Source organism: Euzebya sp., assembly GCF_964222135.1.
Lineage (GTDB): Bacteria > Actinomycetota > Nitriliruptoria > Euzebyales > Euzebyaceae > Euzebya.
In genome coordinates this window covers 1-5950 of the sequence record NZ_CAXQBR010000053.1, presented here as the reverse complement: position 1 = coordinate 5950, position 5950 = coordinate 1, and the positions used below count along the sequence as shown (strand labels likewise).

General features: G+C 73.6%; 3 protein-coding genes. All 3 read left to right on the top strand.

Annotated elements, in window-relative coordinates; all coding sequences use genetic code 11:
* Nucleotides 1-353 precede the first annotated feature (353 nt).
* Nucleotides 354-1106 carry a 3-oxoacyl-ACP reductase FabG gene (gene fabG / locus ACEQ2X_RS12115; protein ID WP_370326072.1) on the top strand — a complete coding sequence of 251 codons (753 nt, stop codon included), beginning with the start codon at nt 354-356 and terminating at the stop codon, nt 1104-1106.
* A 15-nt stretch (nt 1107-1121) separates the two neighbouring features.
* Nucleotides 1122-2357 (top strand): acetyl-CoA C-acetyltransferase, encoded by a 1236-nt coding sequence (locus ACEQ2X_RS12110; RefSeq protein WP_370326071.1) that lies wholly within the window; start codon nt 1122-1124, stop codon nt 2355-2357.
* A gap of 94 nt (nt 2358-2451) precedes the next feature.
* On the top strand, nt 2452-5950 hold a 3499-nt coding region (locus tag ACEQ2X_RS12105), incomplete at its 3' end, for a penicillin acylase family protein (protein WP_370326070.1).

The window sequence follows — 5950 nt, the reverse complement described above, 5'->3', positions numbered from 1 at the left end:
CGCACGTCGTCGGGTCCCCGGCGGCGGTGAACCGCACGCCGTCGGGTGCGGGCAGAGAGCCATCCGCACGTCATCCGGTCCCCGGCGGCGGTCAACCGCACGTTGTCCCGGACCCTCCGGGGTTCCGTGCAGTTGGGGAGCGGTGGGAACGGGATGACGTGCAGCCGGGCGCAGGGGAGCGAGACGACGTGCAGCCGGAGAGGGGTGGGAGCCCGACGACGTGCAGCCGGGGAGGGGTGGGAGCCCGACGACGTGCAGATGACCGCCTGGAGGATGTGTCGCGACCCCGATCCTGACTGTAGGGTCAGTCTCGCCGGGCCGGAGGAGCACCGGCACCGGAGGAGGTCACGGCCATGGGGTTGCTCGAGGGCAGGGTCGCGCTGGTCACCGGCGGGGCGCAGGGGATCGGGTTGGCGATCGCGCAGCGCTTCGCCGCCGAGGGCGCGTCGGTGGTGATCGCCGACATCGACCTCGACGCCGCCACCGCGGCTGCCGAGGCGATCGACGGCCCCGCCGCTGGGGTCCGGGCCGACGTGGTGGACCCCGATGACGTCGCCGCGATGGTGGCGGCGACGACCGACCGGTTCGGCCGGCTCGACGTGCTGGTCAACAACGCCGGCATCACCCGCGACGCCTCGCTGAAGAACATGACCCTCGAGCAGTTCCGACAGGTGATCGACGTGCACCTCCAGGGCACCTGGCTCGGCATGAAGGAGGCGCTGGCCGTGATGAAGGCCCAGGTCGCCGACGGCCGGGCCGACGGCGGCGCGATCGTGAACATGTCGTCGATCTCGGGGAAGATCGGCAACTTCGGCCAGTCGAACTACGCCGCCGCCAAGGCGGGCATCGTCGGGATGACCAAGTCCGTTGCTCGCGAGGGGGCGAAGCACGCCATCCGCGTCAACGCCATCCAACCCGGCTTCATCGACACCGCGATGACCCGGGCCATGCCCGCCGACGCCCAGGAGGCCGCGACGTCGTCGATCCCGATGCAGCGCGCCGGGCAGCCCGACGAGGTCGCCAAGGTCGCGCTGTTCCTGGCGAGCGACCTGGCCAGCTACTGCACCGGCATCACGATCGAGGTGACCGGTGGCCGCCACATGTAGGAGGACCCCCACGCCATGACCGAGCTGCGAGACGTCGTCTTCTGCCACCCCGTCCGCACCCCCGTGGGCGGGTACGGCGGGCAGTTCCGCGACGTCGAGGTCACCACCCTCGCCGCGACCGCGCTGCGTGCCCTGATCGACCGGAGCGGGCTCGACCCCTCCGCGGTCGAGGACGTGATCCTCGGCCAGGGCTACCCCAACGGGGAGGCGCCGGCGATCGGCCGGGTCGCCGCGCTCGACGCGGGGTTCGGCGTCGAGGTGCCCGGCATGCAGCTCGACCGCCGCTGCGGCTCCGGCCTCCAGGCGATCCTCGACGCGTCCATGCGCGTCCAGACCGGCGTGGCCGACGTGGTCATCGCCGGTGGCGCTGAGTCGATGAGCCAGGCGGAGCACTACGTCCTCGGCGCGCGCTGGGGCCTCAAGGGCAAGCCGGCGGAGTTCGCCGACCGCCTCGCCCGCGGCCGCATCACCGCCGGCGGGCGCCACCACCCGGTCCCCGGCGGGATGATCGAGACCGCGGAGAACCTCCGCGCCGACTACGACATCAGCCGCGAGGAGCAGGACGAGCTGGCGCTCCGCAGCCACCAGCGGGCGGTCGCGGCGCAGGAGGCCGGGCGCTTCGACGACGAGATCGTCCCGATCGAGGTGCCCCAGCGGAAGGGCGACCCGGTGACGATCAACGCCGACGAGCACCCGCGCCCCGACACGACCCTCGAGAAGCTCAGCTCCCTCCGCCCGATCATGGGCCGCCAGCTCGACGGCGCGACCGTCACGGCCGGGAACGCGAGCGGCCAGAACGACGGGGCGGCGGTCTGCATCGTCACCACGCCCGAGGCCGCCGAGCGCCACGGCCTCCGCCCGCTCGCCCGCCTCGTCAGCTGGGGCGTCGCGGGGGTGCGGCCCTCCCACATGGGCCTCGGCCCGGTCGGCGCCACCGCCGCCGCGCTGGACCGTGCCGGCCTGAGGTTGTCCGACCTCGACCTCATCGAGCTCAACGAGGCGTTCGCCGCCCAGGTGCTCGCCGTGACCCGCGAGTGGGGGTTCGGCCCCGGAGTCGACGGAGCGGACTGGGAGCGGACGAACGTCAACGGGTCCGGCATCTCGCTCGGCCACCCCATCGGCGCGACCGGCGCGCGGATCCTGACCACCCTGCTCCACGAGATGGACCGCCGCGAGGTGCGCTACGGCCTCGAGACGATGTGCATCGGCGGGGGGCAGGGGCTCGCGGCCATCGTCGAACGGGTCGGCTAGGCGATCTGGCAGGAGCCGGGCCCCGCGACGGCGAACCCCCTCTGAGTGGAGCACGTCTCCACACCGCCGCACGACCCGAGCCGGAGACCCTGCCATGCGCCGTCCCCTCACCCTCGCAGCCGTGGTGCTGCTGATCGCCGCGCTGACCACGCCGACCGCGACCGCGCAGGAGGGGGGTGAGGGGCGCTACCGCCAGGACGGTGACGTCGGCGGGTTCGCCAACGTCATGCCGCCGGGTCAGGCCGGTGTGCTGAACACCGGCGAGCTGCTGCCGGGCCTGGCCGGGACCTACCCGGAGCACTACAACGACCAGACGCCGCTGTACGAGAGCCTGGTCTACGAGGGCGGGCTGCCGAGCGACGACGCCCCCCACCTCGGCATCACCGACGGGGACCTGGCCCGGTTCTTCAAGGACGGGTCGTTCGGCACCGACGAGGACGTCGAGCCGATCGCCCTGCCCGCCGCCTGCGGCGAGGGCGTGGTCGCCTTCCGCGACGTCGAGTTCGGGGTGCCGCACATCTACGGCGACACCCGCGAGGCCGCCCAGTGCGCCAACGGCTACATCACCGCCAGCGACCGGCTGTTCCTGATGGACGTCCTCCGCCACACCGGCCGGGCTCGGATGAGCGAGTTCCTCGGCGCGAGCGAGGGCAACAAGGCCATGGACCGCGAGCAGCTGCTGGTCGCCCCCTACACCGAGGAGGACCTCACCGCGCAGGCCGATGCCCTCTGCGGTGCCGACGACGCCGAACGCCAGCGCATCTGCGCGGACGGGACCGCGTACACCGAGGGCGTCAACGCCTACATCGCCGAGGCCCAGACCGACCCCACCCTCCTGCCCGGCGAGTACGTCGCCCTCCAATTGACCCCCGAGGAGTTCGTCCTCGAGGACATCATCGCCACCGCCTCGCTGGTCGGCGGGATCTTCGGCAAGGGCGGCGGTGCCGAGGCCGCCAACTCGATGTTCATGGCCGCCCTCCAGGCCCAGCACGGGCCCGAGGAGGGCCGGGCGATCTTCGACGACCTGAAGGCCGCCGACGACCCGGACGCCAGCCTGACGATCCAGACGCCGTTCCCCTACGGCGACCACGACGCGATCGACGACTCGACCACCGCCCTCCTCGAGCCCGGCTCGTTCGTCGGCGCGTTCGGCGACGACGCGGCCGGCGGCGGCACGGGTCTGCCCGGGCTCGGTGACGTCCCCCTCCTCGGCGAGGCGCTCGAGGACCTGCTGGGCGACCTGCTCCCGGTCACGACGCCCACGTCGCTGCAGGGCGGTGCCGGCGAGGACGTGGCTGAGGCCGAGGTCGGCTGGCCGGCGGAGACCGCCGGTGCGACCGCGAACCTCGGCATCGCCGACGGCCCGTTCGGCCCGATCGACCTGCGCACCCCCCTCGCGATGTCGAACGCGATCCTCGCGGGGGCTGACGTGAGCGACGGCGGCGTGCCCATCGCCGTCTTCGGCCCCCAGACCGGGTACTACACCCCCCAGCTGCTGGTCGAGACCGACATCCACGCACCCGGCCTCGACGCCCGCGGCGTCGCCTTCGCCGGGACCAACATCTACGTCCAGCTCGGCCGCGGCCGCGACTACGCCTGGTCCGCGACCTCCGCCAGCGGGGACATGGTGGACGAGTGGGCACTCGAGCTGTGCGACCCCGCAGGCGGCGAGGCCACGATCGACTCGACCGGCTACGTGTGGGACGGCGAGTGCACCGAGATCCCCGTCCTGACCCACACCCAGGTCGCCAAGCCCAGCCTGGGAGGGATCCCCGAGAGCCCCTCCCCGGACAACATCGTCTACACCCTCGAGGTCGGCCGGATCCCCGAGCTCGGGAACGGGCCGGTCGTCGGGCGGGCGATGACCACCGACGGCGTGCCGGTCGCGATCGCCGAGCAGCGGTCCACCCTCGGCGACGAGCTCGGCAGCGCCGTCGGGTTCGGCCGCATCAACGACCCGGACTTCATGACCGATGGGGTCGAGTCGTTCAACCGGGCCTTCGACGGCGTCGACTTCACCTTCAACTGGTTCTACGTCGACGAGACCGACATCGCCTACCGCCACACCTGCCTGTGCCCGCAGCGCGACCCCGACACCGACCCCGACCTGCTGACCTGGGGCGGCCGCGGGCACCAGTGGACCGGTGAGTTCCTGAGCCCGGCCGAGCAGCCGCAGGCGGTCAACCCCGAGTCGGGCTTCTTCGCCAACTGGAACAACCGGCAGGCGCCGGGGTTCCGGTCCCAGGACGACAGCTTCAAGCACCACTCCACCGACCGGCGTGAGCACCTCGCGGTGCGCATGGAGGCGGCGATCGCGAGCGGCGACCCGCTGACCGCGGCCGACATGGTCAACATCGCCGAGGACGCCGGCACCGTGGACCTGAACGGCCAGGAGATCTACCCGCTGGCCCTCGAGGTCATGGGCGACGCGCCGCCGGCGTCCCTGGCCGGGGACGAGCGGCTCGTCGAGATGCGCGACCGCCTGGCCGACTGGGTCCTCGACGACCGCCGGCCCTGGGGGCTCGCCACCGGCGGGCACCGCCGCGACGTCGACGCGGACGGCACCTACGACCACGCGGTCGCCATCGCGATCGGTGACGCGTGGGTGCGGCCGATGATCGAGGGCGTCCTCGGTGACGAGGTGCCGCTCGACGCCTGGCCCGAGGGGACCGAGGACCACCCGCGCCTGGGCCTCGGGTCGGCGTACAACTCCGGGCGCATCCGGTTCGTGCACGAAGACCTCCTGCAGATCCTCGGCCGGCCGGTCCTCGCCGAGCGGAGCCGCACCTACTGCGGCGACGGCACCGTCGACGGGTGCGCCGCCGTGCTGTGGCATGCCCTCGCGGACGCTGCGGCGCTCCTCGAGTCCACGCCCGACGGCGGCGAGGCGTGCGACTTCCCGACCGCGTACCAGTTCGACACCCCGGAGGTGGAGGGCTGGGTCTACGACTCCACCTGCGACGAGATCATCCAGGTCGCCGGCGGCGTCGTGTCCGCCCCGTCCATGCAGTGGGTGAACCGCCCGACGTTCCACCAGGTCGTCCAGGCCGGCACCCGGTCCGGGCGCATCGACGGTCCCGACCGGGTCGCGACCGCCGCGGCGCTGAGCCGGCACGCGTTCGCCGGCGGCGCCGAGACGGTGGTCCTGGCGGCCGCCGGCACGTTCGCCGACGCCGTCGCCGGTGCGCCGCTGGCGGCCTCCCGCCAGGCGCCGCTGCTGCTGACCGCGCCCGACGGGCTGAGCGGCGCCACCGCCCACGAGATCGCCCGGCTGGGTGCCACCGACGCCGTCGTGCTGGGCGGCACCGCCGCGATCTCCGACGCGGTCGTCGACGAGCTCGAGGCGGCCGGCCTCAGCGTCGAGCGGGTCGCCGGCGAGGACCGGTTCGCGACCGCGGTGGCGATCGCCGACGCCCTCGGCCAGACCGAGCGGGTCGTGGTGGCTGACGGCGGTGACTTCCCCGACGCCCTCGCCGCCGGCCCCTTCGCCGTGGCCGATGACCGGGCGATCCTGCTCGTCTCGACCGACGCCGGCCCGGCGTCGGTCGCCGCTGCCCTCGCCGCGGCGGCGGCCGTCGGGCGCGCCGGGGGCC

What these genes read in the sequence shown, in the direction of transcription:
- fabG (WP_370326072.1), top strand. Translation starts at nt 354, where the DNA reads ATGGGGTTGCTCGAGGGCAGGGTCGCGCTGGTCACCGGCGGGGCGCAG.
- ACEQ2X_RS12110 (WP_370326071.1), top strand. Translation starts at nt 1,122, where the DNA reads ATGACCGAGCTGCGAGACGTCGTCTTCTGCCACCCCGTCCGCACCCCC.